This is a genomic window from Bacillus cereus group sp. BfR-BA-01311, from assembly GCF_022664295.1.
In the GTDB taxonomy this organism is placed as follows: domain Bacteria; phylum Bacillota; class Bacilli; order Bacillales; family Bacillaceae_G; genus Bacillus_A; species Bacillus_A cereus.
Genome location: NZ_JAKUHC010000006.1, coordinates 187,275 through 208,576, shown reverse-complemented (window position 1 = coordinate 208,576; position 21,302 = coordinate 187,275). Strand labels below are relative to the sequence as shown.

The following is a 21,302-nucleotide window of genomic DNA, read 5'->3' as shown; positions in this document are numbered from 1 at the left end:
AATGAGGTGACAACATGCCCATTACGAATCGATTTTCTACCACCACTAATGGCGCACTGGCTATTACAGGTAATACTTTAGGGTTAAGTAAAATCAGTAATCAAAACCGTGCTGGTACAATCGGGGCAATTGGTGCATTCGCAACTACGAATACCGCTTTACAAGTTCCCACTTTTCCTGCTGGTACAACGTTAAACTATACACAAAATAGTTCTACCGCTATTTTAAATATCCCTGCTGGTAGTACGATTCTTTACGCAGAACTCGTTTGGGGTGGAAACTATTTATCTCGTGATCAAAACATTACGAGTGTATTAGGAAATCCAGTTTCTTTTACAACACCTGTTTCAACATACTCGATTACTCCTTCAGCTGTTACAGCTTCAAATCAAACATTCGTTTCAAACTCTATTACATTTGGCTTTTACACTCGTTCAGCAGACGTAACAACTCTTATTCAATCTGGAGGTGCTGGTTCCTATACTACAGGAGCGGTTCCTGGACTTGTAGATCCTATAGATGCTTCTAATGGAACAATTAATTCGGCTGGATGGACGCTTATCGTCGCTTATCAAAACGGGACATTGCCAGCAAGAAACTTAACCATTTATGTAGCTGGTAACCGTGTTTCTGCTGATACTGGTAGTGCAGATGTAGCTGTTTCTGGATTTTTAACACCTTCAGGAGGACCTGTAAGTGGACGATTATTTTTAAGTTCTATTGAAGGAGATGCAGATATAACAGGGGATCAAGCATTATTTGGACCAAATTTCAGTTCATTAAATGCTTTATCTGGGCCAAATAATGCTGTAAATAATTTCTTCGGTTCTCAAGTTAACAATGCTGCTGGAAATTTAGATACAACTGGAACATTTGGAACGCGAAATCAAAGTGCTTCTACAGGCACAAACATCTCCGCTGGAAGACAGGGCTGGGACATTACTTCCATTGATATTTCTCCTTATTTAACAAATTCTCAAGTGTCCGCCGCAATCCGTTTAACGACTAACGGAGACGCTTATATGTTGAATACAGTCGGTTTACAAATCAACATAAATTCACCTAATATTCAAGCAACGAAAAGCGTAAATAAAAGTGTTGCGGCAATTGGAGACGTTCTCACTTATACAGTTACTATCCCTAACACCGGACTTCTTCCTGCCAATAACGTTATTTTTACAGACATTCTCCCTAACGGTACTTCCTTTATACCTGGCACTGTAACAATAGATAATGTCCCACAAACGAACGCAAATCCGGCCGCTGGTATATCTCTCGGAACCATTAATAATGGTGCTTCTCGTACAGTAACTTTCCAAGCTACCGTCGTTTCTCTTCCAAGTCAAAATCCTATCTCTAACACTGCTAATATTACATTTCAATATACACCAATTGCCGGAGGAACAACCTTTAACGGTCTTGCAACAAGCAACTCTGCTGGAACACAAGTTAACCTTGCAGATATTAATGGCACAAAATCAGTTAACAAACTTTTTACAGATATTGGTGAAACGTTAACATACAGTATTGCCTTAGCTAATATAGGAAATATCGTTGCAACGAATGTGATATATACGGATCCGATTCCTAGCGGGACTACTTTCATTCCAGGAAGTGTAACTGTGAACGGAGTTACTCAAACTGGCGCAAATCCCGCTAATGGTATACCAATTGGTTCAATTGCCGCAAATTCCACTACTACTATTTCATTCCAAGTGCTCGTTCCTTCTATCCCTCAAACAAACCCAATATTAAATAGTGGAACAACAACATATCAATACATTCCTGTACCTAATCAACCTGCAGTAAGCGGGACTGATACGACGAATATCGTCTCCACTCAAGTGAATAATGCTACTGTAACAATGACGAAAGCAGTAGATAAAAATTTTGCAGATATTGGTGATACACTAACGTACACCGTTTCCTTTACAGGTATAGGTAATACGAATGCAAATAACGTTATTTTTACAGATGTCATTCCTACTGGTACAACTTTTGTTCTCAACAGTTTAACAATAGATGGCACGACACAAGTTGGAGCAAATCCCGCTACTGGTGTGAATATAGGATCTATTCCAACTGGTACAACAAAAAATGTTGCATTTCAAGTAGTTGTAAATACAATACCCGCGTCAAATGTCGTATCTAATAGTTCAAGCGCTTCTTATCAATATACCGTCAATCCTAGTCAATCACCCGTTACCAAAAACATTTCTTCTAATCTCGTTTCCACTCAAATTAACAATGCGAATGTAACATTAACAAAATCAACAAATAAACAATTTGCTACAATTGGCGAAACAATCAGTTATACAATTCTTATTACAAACAGTGGAAATACAGCTGCTACTAACGTGCAACTAACAGATCCACTTCCAAACGGAACGATATTGACTCCTGGTTCTGTAACACTAAACGGAGTTTTACAAAATGTAGATTCTCTCGTTGCTTTACCTATCGGCACAATTCCTGGTGGGGCTACTGTTACCCTTTCTTTCCAAGTAACAGTCATCAATATTACGACCCAAAATCCTATCATTAATAATGCTTTCGCCTCTTATCTATATACTGTAAATCCAAATTTGCCACCAACTTCAAAAACAGCAAATTCTAATTCTGTTACATCAACAATTAGACTAGCAAACCTTCAAGCTACTAAATCTGTAGATAAAACGTTCGCAGAAGTTGGCGATGTATTAACTTATACCTTCGCTCTTACAAACAATGGAAATGTTACGGCGAACAATGTATTACTATTCGATTCAATAGCAAACGGTACTTCCTTTGTATCGAACAGTGTTATAGTTAACGGCGTTACTCAGCCGGGCGCAACACCAGCTAGCATTAATATTGGTAGCATTAATGCTAATACTACGATTACAGCTTCATTCCAAGTAGTAATAACTAGCATTCCAAACCCAAATCCTATTTCAAATAGCGCTTCTATTTCTTATAACTTTATCGTTGATCCAAACGCTCCCCCTATAAGTAAGAACACAACTTCAACCACTACATTTACTCAAGTAAATGACGCAAATGTCATTTCAGCAAAAACAGTGGATCGAGCGTTCGCTACTGTTGGGGATGTATTAACTTATACCATTCTTTTAACAAATGCAGGAAGCGTTACTGCTGATAACCCAACTTTCGTAGATACAAATCCAGATGGCACTACCTTTATCCCAAACACTTTCCTTATTAATGGTGTACTCCAAAATAACGCAGATCCGAACATTGGTGTTCCATTGCCTTCCATTCCTGCTAACGGTGAAATTACTGTTTCTTACCAAGTAACTATCACCTCTTTACCAGCTCAAAATCCAACAATAAATTCATCTAGTACACAATATAGCTTTACTTTAAATCCGGACGATCCACCAACTATAGAAACATCTGTAAGTAATACCGTAAGTACACAAATTAATTTAGCAAATGTAGTGATTGTCAAAGAAGTAGATTTGACTATCGCCGATGTCCGGCAACCAATCACATATACAATTTCTTTAGCTAATCTTGGCAATACTACAGCAAATAATGTTATTGTTACTGATATAATCCCAAATGGCACCACTATCGTACCAAATAGTATTTTTATAGGTGGTGCTTTACAACTAGGTGCAGACCCTAGTACCGGTCTTCAAGTAGGCTCCATTCCTTCAGGTGGTTTTACAACGATTGTTTTTCAAATAAGTGCAAATGGGCTACCTTCACCAAACCCAATTCAAAACAGCGCTTCACTGCAATATAGCTTTATCGCTGATCCAAATTTACCTGCTCTCGTTAGAAACGCTGCTAGCAATATAGTAACTACACAAATTAATACTGCTAATATCGTTGCTACAAAACTAACGAGTACAAACTTCGCTGATGTCGGTGATGTCATACTATATGCAACCATTTTAACAAATAACGGGAATACCCCTGCTGCTAATGTAACGTTTACAGATATCATTCCAGCGGGTACCCTCTTCATTCCTAATACTGTAACGATTAATAATGTCCCTGTAGCCAATGCAAATCCTGCTAACGGCATTTCGATTGGTACGATAGGAGCGAATTCATCACGCACCGTTGCATTCCAAGTTTTTGTACCAACTATCCCTGCTGTAAACCCAATTACAAATCAATCAGACACAACATTCCAATATACGTATGATCCATCCAAACCTGCTGTGATGCAGATGGTTGCTTCTAACACTGTACAGACAACTATTAATAACGCCTCAATTGCTGCTACTAAATCGGCAGATAAACAGTTTGCTAACGTAAATGATATTATTACGTACACGACTACTTTAACGAATAACGGGAACACACTTGCATCAAATGTAATATTTACAGATGTAATTCCAAACGGAACATCGTTTATTCCTAATAGTGTTACTGTAAATGGGAATACACTGCCTAATGTCAATCCAGCAAGCGGAATTGCAATCGACCCAATAAATCCGAATGCAAATACAATCATCTCATTCCAAGTACAAGTAAATTCTATCCCGAATCCAAATCCAATCCCGAACCAAAGTAATACAACGTACCAGTATGTCGTAGATCCTAACTTACCTCCAGCATCCGCCAATACGTTAAGTAACGTAATAACAACTCAAATTAATAACGCTACTATTGTCGCTACTAAGTCTGTGAATACACCGACAGCTGCAATTGGTGATATTGTTACTTATACGATTGCAGTAACAAATACAGGTAATATCCCTGCTAGTGCAACTGTTTTAACAGATGGGCTTGGCGCAGGAGCTTCATTTATCCAAAACTCCGTAACGATCAATAATGTTCCACAACCAGGATTAGATCCATCACTTGGTGTTCACTTGGCAGATATTTCGCCAGGAGATACTGTATTCATTACTTTTCAAGCACTAATTTTAGCGATACCACCTAGTGGCACATTAACAAATAATGCTCTTGTAAATTATGAATATACCGTAAATCCAAACCAATCTCCTGCTGTTGGTAGCACTGTAACAAATACAACAGTTACACCAATTATTGACGCTACTTTAGTAATAAATAAAAGCGCCAGTACAACTTTTGCTACAATCGGTGATACAATTACATTCACTTCAGCTGTTACAAACAACGGAAATACTACTGCGAACAACATTATTTTTACTGATACAATTCCAAACGGTACTACCTTTATCCCAAATAGCTTTAAGATAAATGGTGTAACCGTTCCGAATGCAAATCCACAAAACGGTATCAATATTGATAACTTGAATTCAAATGCATCTGCTACACTCAGTTTTCAAGTAAACATTACAACACTTCCAAACCCTAATCCAATCCCGAATAAATCATCGCTTCAATATAGCTTTATTGTAGATATAAATGAACCGCCAGTTTCACGAACAGTTCAATCTAATAAAACCTTTACACAAGTAAATACTGCTTCTGTTATCGCAACAAAAACTGCAAGCAGTGCTTTTGCTGCTGTTGGAGATACAATTACGTATACAACTACCCTCACCAATAGCGGAAATACTGCCGCAAACACACCTGTTTTTATCGATATATTACCACCTGAACTTTCATTCGTTCCTGATAGCGTACAAATTAATACCATCCCACAACTTGGATTTAGACCAGATAGCGGGATTTCTTTAGACTCAATTCCAGTTGGAGGAACGACAACAATTAGCTTTCAAGCTATCGTTGGCTCAATACCAGTTACAAATCCAACTTTGAACCAGTCTAGCACGACATACTCGATCATTGTTGATCCTACCCAGCCGCCGGTGACAGAAACAGCTACAAGTAATCCAACTTTAGTTCAAATTAACGAAGCGATTATTCAAGCAACGAAAAGTGTGGATCGGCTATTTTCTGACATAGCACCTGGAAATTCATTTTTAACGTATACAGTTTTATTAGAAAATGTAGGAAACACAACTGCTACGAATATCATTTTTACAGATCCGATTCCAAATAACACAGTATTTATAGAAGATAGCGTTCGAGTAGGCGGAGTTTTATTACCTGGAGTAAATCCAGCTAACGGGATACCAATTGGAGATATTATTGCAGGAGATTTTATAAATGTTACCTTCCGTGTGCAAGTAGTTAGCATTCCAAATCCAATTTTCACAATTGGGCCAGGCGGACCAAACTCACCGGTTGTAAACGGCGCTTCTATTGATTATAAATTTATGACAGGACCTAATTTACCACTTGTTTCACGAAATACGACATCTAATTCTGTTTCGACACAAATAAATTCTGGGGAAATTGTGGCAATCAAATCTGTAGATAAAACTTTCGCAACGATTGGTGATACAATTTCTTATACAATTACATTAAGTAACCCTGGAAATGTCACTTCACAAAATATAATTTTCACGGATACTTTACCTGATGGGACGACATTCATATCTGGCACTCTTACAAACGATTCTGGTACACAGCAAATCGGAAATCCAGCTAACGGGATTCAGATTGGAAATATAAACCCAAATGGAACGGCCGTTATTACTCTCAACGTACTTGTTACAAACATTCCAAGTATAAATCCAATTTCTAATTTTAGTTCCACACAATTTGAACATGTAGTTGATCCTAGTCAACCTTCTGCGTTACAAACAACGATATCAAATACAGTTTCAACGACCATTAATAGTGTAATATTAACTACAACAAAAACTGTTGATAAATCTATTATTTCTATCGGTGATACCATTACGTATACAACGACTATTACGAATACAGGAAATACACCAGCTACAAATGTAACTTTTACGAGCACCATTCCAGCTAGTACTACATTTATACCAAATTCAGTCACAATAAATGGAATTCAGCAGCCTAGTGTGCAACCAGCACTTGGAGTAAACATACCAAATATCGCTCCTGGTGAAACAGTAACCGTTACTTTCCAAGTAAATGTTCTTTCTGTTCCCCCTTCAAGTTCAATTATGGGGAATGATACCATTTTATATTCTTATACTGTCGATCCAAACGGAACTCCTGTTACAACTTCTACTTCAACGAATATCGTTACAACCCCTGTATTAGATGCTATCATTACGATGGTGAAATCCGTCGATCAAACACTTGTAACGCTAGGTGATACCATTACCTATACGACCATTTTAACGAATAGTGGTAATACAAACGCTACAGATATTGCTTTCATTGACCTTATACCAGATGGAACAACGTTTATTACTGATAGCGTTACAATAGATGACATCACACAAATTGGACTCAATCCTAATACCGGTATAACGATTGGATCAATTGCTCCTAACAGCTCAATATCTATAGCATTTCAAGTTACCGTTACTTCTACACCAGCCCAAAATCCTATTGCCAATTCCGCTACTGCTTCTTACACATTTATCGCTGACCCAAATGCACCGATTGTTTCAAGGACCGTTACTTCAAACACAGTGTTCACTACGATTAATACAGCTACCATTCTTTCATTAAAACAAGTCGATAAGTCTTTTAGTCGTATCGGAGACACACTCACTTATACTGTCGCTTTAACAAACAATGGAAACTCATCCGCACAAAATGTTATATTCACAGATACCGTGCCAAGTGGAACTACATTTATTGCAAACACATTTTCTATTAATGGAGTTCCTCAAAGTGGGGCGGACCCATCAAATGGTGTGAATATTGGGACAATAACAGCCGGGACTACAGTAACAGTTTCGTTCCAAGTTACTGTAACATCATTACCAACCCAAAACCCAATTGTAAATTTCTCATCAACATCGTATCAATTAGTCTCACCGCCTGATGCAGAAACTTCAATTAGTAATCCTGTTTCAACCCAAATTAACGAAGCAATATTGTCTATGACGAAAAATGAAAGTGTATCCTTTGCAGATATCGGGCAAACTGCTTTTTATACTACTTCTATTACCAATGTAGGCAATACCGATGCAACTAATATTGTATTCACAGATGCATTACCGAGCGGACTCACATTTGTTCCTAACACATTAACTGTTGATGGTGTTCTACAACCTGACGCGAATCCAAATACAGGTGTATTACTTGCAACACTTCCACCAAATGAAATATATAGTATCGTCTTTCAAGTTACAGTAAACAATATTCCCCTTAGTAACCCAGCACCAAATACAGCATCAACGACGTATGAATTTACTGTTGATCCTGTTAATCCTCCCGTTTCAAGTGCAGCTACTTCCAACACTACACTCCTTCAAATAAACAACGCAACTATTATTAGCACCAAAACAGCAGATCTTACTTTTGCGGATGTTGGTAATACAATAACATTTACACTTAACCTTCCTAATACCGGAAATGTGACCGCAACTGATGTAACTATTATCGATATTCTTGATAGCAATTTAAGTTTCGTTCCAAATAGTTTCACAGCTAATGGGCAAACCATTCCAAACGCCGATTTATCAACTGGTGTAAATATTGGTTCCATTAATGGTGGTAATACGGCAATCGTTACATTCCAAGCAACTGTTATTACACTTCCAACACTTAATCCCATTTCTAACTCTGCTTCTACCACATATCATTATGTCGTTGATCCTAGCCAGCCACTTATTACAACTTCCAATCAATCTAATACAACGACAACACAAATTAATAGCGCTATCCTTACTGCACAAAAAAATTCAAATGTATCTACGGTAGATATCGGGCAGGATATTACCTACACCGTTACAATTACAAATAGCGGAAATGTAAGTGCAACGAATGTTATTTTTACCGACCTTATTCCAGACGGAACTTCCTTTGAACCGAATAGCTTTACACTGAACGGAACTAGCATCCCAAATGCAGATATCATTACAGGCGTTCCAATCGGTGATATCGCGCCAAACGAAGCTGTCATCGTAGCATTTAACATTATCGCCAATGAAATTCCGCCTATAAATCCAATTACTAATCAAGCTAGCGTTAGCTTTCAACATATCGTTAATCCAGCTAATCCCCCAGTTTCAAAAAATATTATTTCTAACAACGTTACAACAAAAATTGAAAGTGCTATTTTAAATACTATTAAAATAGGAGATAAAACTTTTGCAACGATTGGTGATACGATTACGTATACAACGACTATTACGAACACAGGCAATATTCCTGCTAACAACGCTATATTCTCAGACCCTTTACCATCGTGGACACAATTTGTTGCAGGATCCGTTATTGTTGATGGCACTCCATTACCATCCGCTTCGATTATTAACGGTGTTGGCATAAATACAATCAATCCAAATCAAACTGTTACAATCATATTCCAAGTACAAATCGTAAGTAATCCAACAACGTTCACACCTGAACTCCAAAACTTAGGATTTGTTAACTTCCAATATAACGTAGGCAATGCATTACTGGCTCAACCTGGCAATGTGGAAACGAATGTCTTCGTTACTTCTATTAATACAGCAATACTTTCAGCTGTAAAAACTGCTAATACAGCCTTTGCAAATATTGGAGATACGATCACTTATACAGTTTTGATTCAAAATAGCGGCAATACAAACGCTACGAATGTAAATTTCTCAGACCCAGTTCCAGCAGGAACAACCTTTGTTGAAAATAGTTTTGCTGTAAATGGAAGTACCATTCCAGGTGCAAATCCAAATAACGGAGTGAATATCGGAACAATTAGCTCGGATAGTTCCTTAACCGTTACTTTCCAAGTCATAGTTACATCAACTCCACCTTCAAATCCGATTACAAACGTAGCATCTATTCAATACACATTCATCGTTGATCCGGCCTCTCCTCCTGTTACAGGCACGATAAATTCTAATAGCGCTTCAACACAAATTAATAACGCGACTGTTACAACTGTTTTACAAGCAAATCGTTCAATTGTGTCTATCAGGGATGTAATTACGTATACAGCAACATTAACGAATACTGGAAACTTCCCTGCAAACTCTGTATTACTCATTAACGGAGTTCCTGAAGGAGCATTATTTGTTCCAAATAGTGTTACGCTCAACGGGATTTCACTTCCAGATGCAAGTCCAACTCTCGGTATTCCCGTTGGTATTATCGCACCAGGTGATTCCGCTACTATTACGTTCCAATTTCTTGCAAGTTCTATTCCATCACAAGGAGCAATTATAAATCAAGCACTTACAAGTTACACGTATATTGTCGATCCAAGTCAACCTCCTGTTACAGCAACATCCTCGTCTAATACGGTTAATACAGCTGTTGTTGATGCATCATTATCCGTAATTAAAAGTACAGATTCTCTCGTACAATCTACTGACGGTACAATCACTTACACAGTAGTCGTTCAAAATAACGGAAATACTACTGCAAATACAGTTACTTTAACAGATTTGGTCCCCGAAGGAACTGCCTTTATTCCGAATAGCGTAACTATTAATAGCGTTTCCGTTCCAGATGCTAATCCTAACGTAGGAATACCATTAAACTCCATCACACCGTCAGAAATCGTCACTGTAACATTCCAGGTTATCGTCCAATCTATTCCAAGCGTAAACCCAATTTCTAATACAGCCCGTATTGACTATACTTTTATCGCCGATCCAACTGCTCCTATCATCTCTCGAACAATTACGTCTAATCCTGCTTTCACACAAATTTCGGATGCGACTATCCTTTCTTTAAAAGCAGTCAATGCACAGCAAGCAACAACAGGTGATATTTTGACTTACACAATAACACTAGAAAATACAGGAAATATTCCAGCTACTAATCTCATATTTTCAGATACGATCCCCCAAGATACTACATTCGTAGAAAATAGTTTTACACTTAACGGAACAACTATACTTGATGCCAATCCAAATGTAGGTGTTACTTTACCTACTTTAGCAGCAAACGCTACTCACCTTATTTCGTTCCAAATTCTTATTAACGATTCATTCTCCCAAGAATCGATTACAAATCAATCCAATACAACATATACAATCCAACCAGACTCAGGGCAACCGCCTATTACTGAAACATCTACTAGTAATATCGTTATTACAAATTTCGTGCAAGCACAATTGGCAATTACAAAAACATCCAATCCAACAACTGTAGATATCGGTGGAACTATACTTTATATTTCTGAAGTGAAAAATATCGGTAATGTTGACGCAATAAATATTAATTTCACAGATTCTATCCCTGCTGGGACTACATTCGTTCCCGATAGTGTCACAATTAATGGTGTCCTTCAGCCAGGTGTAAATCCTGAAAACGGAATACCGATTGGAACAATTCCAGCAAACAGTTCCAAAACGATACTATTTCAAGTGCAAACAAATAATCCACCGAATGAAACTGAAATTGTAAATCAATCTTCAGCAACTTATCAATATGTAAGTATTCCTACAGCCCCACCAGTAAATCGCTCTGCAAATTCTAACATTGTTACAACATCACTTCAAAATGCAAATATTATTTCTGTTAAAAGTGCGGATGTAAATTTCGTATCAATCGGGCAAATGATTACCTACACAAATACACTTCAAAATATAGGAACCGTTCCGGCTAATAATATCGTGTTCATTGATAACATTCCAGAAGGTACTATATTCATTGAAGATAGCTTAGCAATAAATAATGTAATTCAGCCTGGCGTGAATCCTGAAAACGGAGTAACTCTCGGCACGATACAACCAAATGAAACAGTCACTATTTCATTCCAAGTACAACTTACAAATATACCAGAGGGCAATACAGTCATTAATATTTCAGACACTTCGTACGAATACCAAATTGACCCTAGTTCTCCAATTATTCAGCGTAGATCGTTATCAAATGCAGTAAATACTGAAGTGCGAACGGCAAATGTTAGCGCAATTAAATCCGCTAACAGATCCATTACACGTATCGGTCAAATCATCACATATACAGTCGCAGTTACAAACGCCGGTACAATACCTATTACAAATACTCTCCTACTTGACGCAATTGCTTCTGGCACCACATTCGTTCCAAATAGCATTCTTGTAGATGGCGTACCAAGACCTAACGAAAATCCAATTACCGGTATCAATCTTGATATAATTCTTCCAAATAATACGATTATTGTTACGTTCCAAGTAAGCGTAGTTTCTATACCGCCACAAAATAACATTAATAATATCGCCGTCATTCACTATGAGTATCGACCAGACCCAAGCACACCACCAATTTCAGAAACGACCTCTTCCAATGCTACAAACATACAATTTATTGATGCTATTCTTATTGCTACAAAATCTGCTAATACTGTATTAGCTACTATTGATGAAACCATTGAATATACAGTATTCATTCAAAATAATGGATCGGCTACAACTAACTCCATCTTTTTTACAGATACTATAGCAGATGGAACAGTATTTATTCCAGGAAGTGTAATAGTTAATAATACTGTACTTCCTGCAGCAGATCCGAATATCGGCTTTTCCATTCCTAATGTCGCAGCAGGTCAAATGACTACAATAACATTCCAAGTTTCCGTTACGAATTTACCTACTGTAAATCCAACACCTAATACTGCAAACATTGTCTACGACTTTATTTTCAATCCTGACTTTGCACCAATTCAAAAATCTACTACTTCCAATACTACTTTCGTTCAAATTAATGATGCTGATATCGTTTCACTTAAAACTGTTGATTTAACCTCTGTAACGATTGGTGACATTTTAACTTATACAACAACTTTAACGAATACAGGGAATACGGATGCCACTGCTGTTGTATTTACAGACAATATACCTGCTGGAACAACCATTATTGACGGTAGCGTTTTAGTAAATAACATTCCTCAGCTTAACGCCAACCCAAGTGTAGGTATACTTGTGGGAACGATCGCTCCTAACATTTCTATCCCAGTCACATTTTCTGTTACCGTCGTAGCTCTTCCTGCTAGCGGTCATGTTCAAAATCAATCAACTTCTCGTTATACAATAAACGTGGAAGAACAAATATCGACTAGCAATATTACCTTCACTGAAGTTATTTCCGCTAATGTAATTGCGACAAAAACAACACCTATCCAATATGCTGACTTACAAACTATCATCCCTTATACAATTTCCATCATAAATAACGGAAATATACAAGTCGAAAACATTATTGTTACAGATATTATCCCAGCAAATACGAGCTTTATAGAGAATAGTGTTATCGTGAACGGCAACGCTCGGCCAAATGACAATCCTCTTAACGGTATACAAATTGATACCATTCCACCTAATACGACAGCAACTATTCTATTCCAAGTAAGGGTTACTTCGATTCCACAAACAAATCCAATCTCTAACACGAGTACAATTGAATATGAATACACGTTACCAGATCGACCACCTATTACCGAAACTATTATTTCATCAGCTGCCGCAACAGAAATTAATCACGCAAATTTGAATAGTAATAAAGCTGTTGACCTTGCATTTGCAACGGTTGGTGATACGTTAACGTATACGATTACACTAAATCAAACCGGTAATGTTGCAGTAAATGATGTAATCATTCAAGATATTATTCCTCAAGGTACTACGTTTATAGAAAATAGCGTCATTGTAAACGGAGAAACCCTTCCAGGAGTGAATCCAGTAAGCGGCATACCAATTGGTACTATAACTATTGGTGAAGATGCTATCGTTTCATTCCAAGTAACTGTGACTTCTATTCCAACACCAAATGAACTAAACAACAACGCAATTACTACTTTTAACTATATAGTCAACCCAAATAACGTACCTGTTACAAATACGACTACAACAAACACCGTCACAACTACTGTCCAAAATGATAATGTCATTGCGATAAAAGCTGTTGATTTCACAAGTGCCTTACCCGGTCAAACTTTAACGTATACCATCACGATTACTAATAATGGTAATATCATTATCGAAGACCTTCTTTTAGTAGACACAGCACCAGCAGATACGACATTTGTTATTGGTAGTGTTACGATTAACGGAATCAATCAACCTAATGCGAATCCGGAAAATGGTATTACGTTAGGAAATCTTGCTCCAAATGAATCTGTTATTATTACATTCCAAGTGACAATTTCTTCTTCTACTCTTCAATCTACAATCAATAACGATGCTACTATTTCCTATACGCCTATTGTCGGTCCAATCCAACCACCTATTACGATTACAAAGCAAATAAATACAGTTACAAAGCAAACAAATACCGTTACAACGACAGTCGTTGATCCGATGGTTGACATTGAAAAAACAGCTGACAAATCTATTGTCGTTATAGGAGATATCATTACATTCACATTAGCGGTATTTAATCACTCCCCAATTCCGACAATCAGTACTTCTGTTATAGACAGCATTCCAGCTGGTACAACATTTATAGAAAACAGCGTAACAATTAACGGTACTCCCGTTACAAATGTTCGTCCAGACACTGGTATTAATATCGGCTCTTTACCTGCAGATTCAGTAGCAACTATAACATTTCAGGTTCTCGTAACTTCTATTCCTTCAAACAGTACAATTATAAATTCTGCAACAGTTACCGCTGCCTTTCAATTGACACCACAGGATCCAATTATTACTTTCATTGTTAATTCAAATATTGTTCGTATACCAATTCAATTTATAACTGCAACAGTCACGAAAAATGCTTCCGTCAGCTCAGCTTATTTAAATCAATATTTTGATTACACGGTACGCATTACAAATACTTCCAAAATTTCACTCTCAAATATTTCTTTACAAGATACTATTCCAGCAGGCTTACAATTTATAAACGGCACTGTCTTTATTAACGGTGAACGCTCTCCACTAGCGAATCCGAATATCGGTTTCCTAGTTGCCACTAATTTGGAACCAAACGAAACAATTATCGTATTATTCACAGTACAAGTAATAAGTCCACCTGTTAATAATGAATTTAAAAATACGGCCAATATTTCGTTACAACTTCAAGTCTCGCCTACCGACCCACCAATTACAGTAACCGTTACAAGTAACGAAAACATCGTCACTTTTGTTCCAGAAAATCCAGATGAAACACTTCCAAATTTAAATTGCTTCTTTGACGGTGAACGCTTCATTCGCATTACTCCTCGAAATGTACGAAATTACCTTTGGACTTGGATTTGGTGGAAGTAATTGAAACAAAAAAGAGATTGTAGTTTGGTTGAAACCAAATTACAATCTCTTTTTCATTATCTATATCCCACTACGTTGTAACTCGTCCAAGGATATACAATTAAACAACATCTCAAGTTATCTTAGTCGTAATAAGTTGGCCAGCTTCATTAATAGTAACTTTCCATTTCACTCCACTAGCAGTCTTCATGATTATACCTTTACTTGCCTCTATTTCAATATCTCCAAACATTCTTCCACCAGTTGTCGCTAACCAAGCGTTCCCGTTTTCCATAGAAGACCTTGCAAAAATACGATTAATTCGAAAACGCTTATGATCTTGAGAATAACCACTTAATGTAATTCTAACTTTATATAACTGACTCGCCTTCATATTCGATATAATTGTATCGCCAACATTTAATGGAACATCCAACGCGATAACCCAACTTCCAGTTGCGCTTAATGCATATTCAATTTTAATTTTCTTTGGGCTCTCTCCCCACCCAAAATACATTCCAAAACAATTTAACATTTGTATTGGTTTTTTCGTAAAATCCAGTTCAATTACAACTGGATTACTATCTGGAACGTCAATATAGTTTACACTTTGTTCATCTATTAAATTAAAGCAATTTGCGAGATTCCCCCCGTAAGGCACTTTCCCACTTACTTGCTTAATCGTATACTTCTGCTGAGCATTTACTAAAATATCATCTTGATTCCCTATTAAATGTGGTTTATTTAACGTAATCGGTAACTGAATTCGAAGCGATTCTTCATAGGTAGACTTACAAACATTGTATTGTCCTTTATCTACAATAGTTGTAGAAAGTAAATTTGAAAAAAGGTAGTTACGATGCGAATTAGAAGAAAATTCAATGACAATCTGTTCACTACTCATCCGGTACGTATCCCAAATCATACAATCAAATGTATTATACGCACCTGAGCAACGAATTGCTTTTTTCGTTTGTTGTCTACATTGCACTTGAATATCATGAAACGTATTTCCTGAACTTTCATTTGGCAAATCACTATTTCCATCTACTTCAATCCCATACACACATCCATCAATAAATATTGATTGAAATACATTGGCGTTAATCCAGCAAGGTGTATTGATATCATCTATATACTCTGTTTTCAAATATATTGCAGTTTGAAAGTTTTTAATTTGAATAAATTTGACTTGAAAGAAACTAATATAATCCCATGCCTTTTGACAATAAAAATGTATAGCTTTTCCTTTATACGATGGAGTTGTATTTATTATATTTATATTTGATATAACAGATTGATTAGGTACTTCGATTTGTTGTGAACCAGAAACATAAATGACAGCCGATTGAAACAATGGATTTATAACTTGAATAGTACCACCAACTATCGAAGCGTTACTTTGTAGCTCAAATGCATTAAAATCCCCATCAATTTGCAGCGTTACGGTAGGTTCTAACTCTAATCTTACGTTTGATTTAATAACAATCGGCTTTACAATTTTGTACGTATTTACCCCTGTAATTCTAACCGTCGAAATTCGATTCGCTACACAATAATCAATAGCTTGCTGAATTGCTAATGAGCTATCATTTCCCGAGTTTGGAACTGCGCCAAAACAATCAATGTGAACGCTACTTTCTGGCGCACAATCTTCTTGGGAAGAAATATATTCTGACAAAATAAATTCACTCCTCATATTACCTTTTTTCATATAATATGTGAGTTCTCTCTTAAAAGTTTCTATAATTAAAAAAACAAACGACCTACCCGGTCATTTGTTTAACTCATATATATTTTTCGTTTCTTCTATCATTTTAGCTAACGAGAAATACCTCACTGCTTTCTCTCGTGCTTTCAATCTAATATCATTTACCCTTTGTTCATCCCCTTGTAGTTCTTCAAGTGCACTTGCAAATTCGGATTCGCAATATTCAGATATTAAAACACCTGATTCTCCATCTATTACCGCTTCATGTATTCCACCAACATCTATTGAAACAATTGGTGTCCCTGTAGCCATCGCTTCAATTACTACCATTGGAAACACTTCACGAAAAGATAATAAAAGTAAAGCATCCATATTCCCTATAAACTCATGCGGCTCTGAAATATTCCCTAGCATCTTCACCCTTTGCTGTAATCCATATTTTTCTATTTCTTTCATAATCGATTCTTTCTCTGGTCCATCACCAGCAATATAAAACATAAAATCATTTCTCTTTTTCAACACATTTGCAATTTTGACAAATAGTTGATGGTTTTTCTCTTTGGATAATCTAGCTAATATCCCTATTTTATATGTAGATTCTTTCTTTTTCTGCTGGAATAAAAACTTTTCAATATCGACACCGTTATAAATTGTATTTATTTTTTCTTCTGCTACATGAATTGAAATTAAATTATTCTTCTCAAACTCACTTACTGTAATAATATTGTTCACATATTTATTCATGAAATAACGAAAAAGCGTTGGCATTTTCTTTTCTAATATCGTTACATTATGTTTCGTATAAACAATTTTCATCTTTTTTTTAATAAACTTTTGAATTAGAAAAGCATATAATACCATTCGCAAACTATTTGCATGAATAAGTTCTATCTTTCGTTTACAAATTTCGTTTCGTAAATAATAAATATTTCTCAAATGATTCCATCGACTAAGTAAGATAAAATTTTCTTTTCTAGTAAGGGATTCATATAGTTCTCCATCACCTGCAGCTGTATAAATCTTAAAATCCTCATAATGCAAATTATTTTCTAATTTACAGAAATAATTTTCGGCTCCGCCAGTTATCAATTTATCTGTCATCAACAGTATATTCATAATTGCGTCTTCCCAACTACATTGATTTTATTTTTTTATAAGCATGATAAGCATACTTACTAAAATAGTAAAAAATTTGCACCGAATTCAGTCGTTCTTGTTCCCTTAACAATTTCCAATACCGGAAAGCTGCTCTAATTTTATTTCTAGAAACAGAATTTGTAACAATTCTATATTTTGCTAACACTTGCTGTATCCCTTTTGCTTCATACCCTTCATGTAATAAGTTCAGCCATAACGCTGTATCTTCCGGCTGTATACTAGGCATTTCGACATATGGAATTTTTTCACGATCAATCATCACTGTTAAACAACCGATAATTGTATTTCCTACTAAATAATGATAGTCAACAGATTTTGGTGCACTCACTTCACGATTTAATTCATTACCGTTTTCATCAATTAAACTATACGACGCATATGAAAAAGCAATATTCATTTCTTCCATAAATAACAATTGTGTCTTCAATTTATGCGGCAACCATATATCATCGCTATCTAAAAAGGCAATGTACCTTCCTCTCGCCTCTTGGATCGCTAAATTTCGAGCTTTAGCAGCACCAACATTTTGTTTTAATGATAATAACCTAATACGTGAGTCTCCTTCTATTATATCTTTAATTTTTGTGGCAGATTGGTCGGTTGAACCGTCATCAACGATAAGCATTTCCCAGTTTTCATACGATTGATTCTGTACAGATAAAATTGTCTCACCTATAAATCGTATACTATTATAAGAAGGTGTTATTACAGAAACATAAGGCGGCTCGTTATGTGCTGATAGCCATTTTACCATCTATCTTTCCCCTTCCTTCATATATTGAAATATACTTCACAACAACTGCTAAAAATAAAAAGAATGCTTCGTTAATAATGAGTGACAATGACATCATCTGAAATATAAATGCAATCATAGTCAATAGAAGATATGGTTTTTCACGAAACAAAGTATGCTGCGCTAGCTTGAACATTAATATGAATAAAAACGCGCTATATAGAAGAAAACCAATTGTACCCGATTCAGACAAGATTTCTAAAAATGTATTGTGTACATATAATTTTTCATTAAATTGATACTCATAATAATTCGAAAAGTTAAAAGCACCAATTCCGATATATGGATTGGATAAATAATATTTAAAAGCAGCTTCCCATAATGTAAATCTACCACTTCCATTATCATGGGAAAAATCAGAAATTCGTTTATTTAATATGTCATCTAATTGCCCCCCCATTACACTATTCGATAAACTAAAAATAACTACACTAAACAATACTAAACTTATAATTATTTTTATTTTTTTAGCGAAACTAGACATACATATATATACAAAAACGACAAGCACAAGCGCTAGTATACCCCCCCTTGAAAAAGTTAATAAACTCGTCGTAACACATAAAATTAACCCTAGAATGTTAGTGATATTTTGTAAATTCGTCATATAGTACATAAAAAATATTGTATTATAGAAAATAAAGATGTTAGGATCATCTAGCAATCCAATTAACCGTGGATATCCTCTATCCACTAATAAACCAGCAAAAATTTCTCTCTCTTCTCCACCGTATAAACTAAAGTATTGTAAACCGATTATATAGAGTATTAGACTTACAACATTAAATACTACTCCTACATAAGCAATAGATGATTCAAGTACCACTATTTCAGTATTCCCCAATAAATTTCTCATTATAAAATAGCATCCTAAAACGAGTAGCACGCCAAAAATCATACGAATACTAGCATTTAAATACATAGAAAGAATTCCACTTAAACAATAAATGAAATAAAACAGTAAAAATATAACTTCATGAAAATATAATTTTTGAATATGAAAGTCTTTAATTGTTAAACAAAAATATATGACTAAAAAAATCATATATATCTTCAATGAAAATCCAATATATAAATTGTATTTACTTAGCATAACAAATAATATTAGAAGAATAATCCATCCCATCGATACTTTCATATTATTTTCCATAGGCTATATCCCCTGTTTCGTAATATAATCCTTTTTGCGTATTTTTCTTATAAAAGAAAGAAGAAGTTTTTTTAGCTCATAATCATATAGGAATATGACAGCTAGTACAATTAGTATATTAAGAACAAGCGCAATTAAATGATATGTATGCAATATATATTGCACTCCAATAAAGGTTACACCAAAATAAATTGTATACGGTATTACAATTTGGAATACAATTTTTTTCTTCACTACACTCACTGCTATATATCCCACTAAAGCGACTATTTCAAATAAAACCATAGCGTATGCTGCTCCTATCACTTCACCAAGACTACTAAAGCTATAAAGCATAACCCCACCTATCACCAATGCTACACACTGCACAACAGTTCTCTTATTTTGACATCCACTCGTCGTTAAACCGTCAGCAATGGCAATATTTAAACTTTGTAGCACAATAAGAAATGATAATATTTGGAGTGGCTCTACTGCATTGCTCCATTCTTCATGAAAAAATATAGAAATAAAGTATGGTGCTAAATGATATAAACCGATCGTCATACATATTCCTACAATCGCCATTGATTTAATTTGAAGTAAATTTAATTTCGTATGCTCTTCTATATTATTCTGGTTATAATGCTTAAAGAGCACTGGAAAAAATGCACCTGCAATTACCCCTGGTACTTGATATAAAGCTGCCGGCATCCGGTACGCCACTGCAAAAACACCTACCATACTTAATGGCAATGTATAGTTAAGCAAGATAGGTGCTAATTGTGGCGTACTCATTATTAAAAAACCGCTAATAATAAAGGGAGTTAATTGCCAAAATAACGCTTTATGAATTACGACTTTCATATTCATTTTCGTCTTTCTTCTCATGATATATATACTAAATAAACCACCGATCATATACCCAAAAGCATATAAACGAGCCGTTACATACACCGGTAACTCTCCAAAAATACAAAAACATGTAATTATAATGACAACTGATGCTGATACAACTTTTATGAGCGCTATATACTTCATACGTTCCGTCAGTTGAAAATAGGCAATCCCTATGTTTTGCCAAGTTAATCCTATTAACATGAAAAACATTACGTTTATCATCATATAAATTAAATTTTTATCCGCATACATATAATGAATAGCAATATAACCGATGATAGAAATAAAAATAAGTAGAATCATCCTTATTTTTATATACGATGATAAAATCTGCTCTAAATCTGCTCCATCCTTTGCCCCTTCTCGAAGAAACGTATTACTAAGTCCTAAGTCTGTAAAGAATAACATAACAAACGTCACTGCTATGGCAACACTAAACATCCCATAATGTTGTGCGTTAAAAAAGTTTGCTAAAACAATTAAACTGACGGCCTGAAGAAGGTTAGCTAAAATTGTACTATAAAATAGATGGATAATATTGTTTAGAATAGATCTATCCATACA

6 protein-coding genes are annotated in these 21,302 nt (G+C 35.6%); 1 reads left to right on the top strand and 5 read right to left on the bottom strand.

The window, feature by feature from the left end:
• Positions 1–14 precede the first annotated feature (14 nt).
• Positions 15–15,068, top strand: a complete 15,054-nt coding sequence (locus MR136_RS16615) for a DUF7507 domain-containing protein (protein WP_242259529.1) — start codon at positions 15–17, stop codon at positions 15,066–15,068.
• A gap of 112 nt (positions 15,069–15,180) precedes the next feature.
• Here MR136_RS16615 and MR136_RS16610 read toward each other — a convergent pair whose 3' ends face one another.
• From MR136_RS16610 to MR136_RS16590, 5 genes are all read right to left on the bottom strand, one after another.
• Positions 15,181–16,728, bottom strand: coding sequence for a glycoside hydrolase family protein (locus MR136_RS16610; protein WP_139365835.1), 1,548 nt, complete (start codon positions 16,726–16,728; stop codon positions 15,181–15,183).
• Positions 16,729–16,821: 93 nt separating this feature from the next.
• The gene (locus MR136_RS16605) at positions 16,822–17,874 is read right to left on the bottom strand and encodes a glycosyltransferase family 4 protein (protein WP_001023682.1); all 1,053 of its coding nucleotides are present in this window, start codon (positions 17,872–17,874) and stop codon (positions 16,822–16,824) included.
• A gap of 16 nt (positions 17,875–17,890) precedes the next feature.
• Positions 17,891–18,670: a glycosyltransferase family 2 protein gene (locus MR136_RS16600; protein WP_002183445.1), complete on the bottom strand. Its 780-nt coding sequence runs from the start codon at positions 18,668–18,670 to the stop codon at positions 17,891–17,893.
• Positions 18,645–19,859, bottom strand: coding sequence for an O-antigen ligase family protein (locus MR136_RS16595; RefSeq protein ID WP_061456988.1), 1,215 nt, complete (start codon positions 19,857–19,859; stop codon positions 18,645–18,647). Before MR136_RS16595 ends, MR136_RS16600 begins: the two co-directional genes overlap by 26 nt.
• Positions 19,860–19,862: 3 nt before the next feature.
• A complete protein-coding gene (locus MR136_RS16590) occupies positions 19,863–21,299 on the bottom strand; it encodes an oligosaccharide flippase family protein (protein ID WP_061456987.1) in 1,437 nt (478 codons plus the stop codon).
• Between the last annotated feature and the right edge of the window lie 3 nt (positions 21,300–21,302).

Bases quoted from the DNA above. Each gene is read 5' to 3' on its own strand.
- MR136_RS16615 (WP_242259529.1), top strand. From the start codon at position 15: ATGCCCATTACGAATCGATTTTCTACCACCACTAATGGCGCACTGGCT.
- MR136_RS16605 (WP_001023682.1), bottom strand. From the start codon at position 17,874: ATGAATATACTGTTGATGACAGATAAATTGATAACTGGCGGAGCCGAA.
- MR136_RS16600 (WP_002183445.1), bottom strand. From the start codon at position 18,670: ATGGTAAAATGGCTATCAGCACATAACGAGCCGCCTTATGTTTCTGTA.
- MR136_RS16595 (WP_061456988.1), bottom strand. From the start codon at position 19,859: ATGGAAAATAATATGAAAGTATCGATGGGATGGATTATTCTTCTAATA.
- MR136_RS16590 (WP_061456987.1), bottom strand. From the start codon at position 21,299: ATGGATAGATCTATTCTAAACAATATTATCCATCTATTTTATAGTACA.